We start from the raw sequence: 212 nt of genomic DNA, 5'->3' as shown, positions 1-212 counted from the left end.
GGGCTTGAGCATGTATATCGCGGGAAAGTCAAGCAAAATAAGGGAACCTCGGCTATTTTCACAGCGGATGAAGATATGCAAACAGCCATCGATTCCTGGCTGGTCAAAGGGAAATATTCGAAGCTGTTGGATTTATGGGTCAAGGGGGTCATGATCGACTGGAACAAGCTCTACGGCTCGGCTAAACGGAGAAAAGTCAGCCTTCCCACCTA

General features: G+C 48.6%; 1 protein-coding gene. It reads left to right on the top strand.

The annotated features are described in order from the left end of the window. The coding region (locus tag LCF57_RS10800; protein WP_226000691.1) for a hypothetical protein at positions 1–212 on the top strand (212 nt) is incomplete at both ends.

It is taken from the genome of Paenibacillus sp. BJ-4, from assembly GCF_020404765.1.
Taxonomy (GTDB): Bacteria; Bacillota; Bacilli; order Paenibacillales; family Paenibacillaceae; genus Paenibacillus.
The sequence above is the reverse complement of the archived record's forward strand: the minus strand, read 5'-3'. Positions and strand labels throughout refer to the sequence as shown.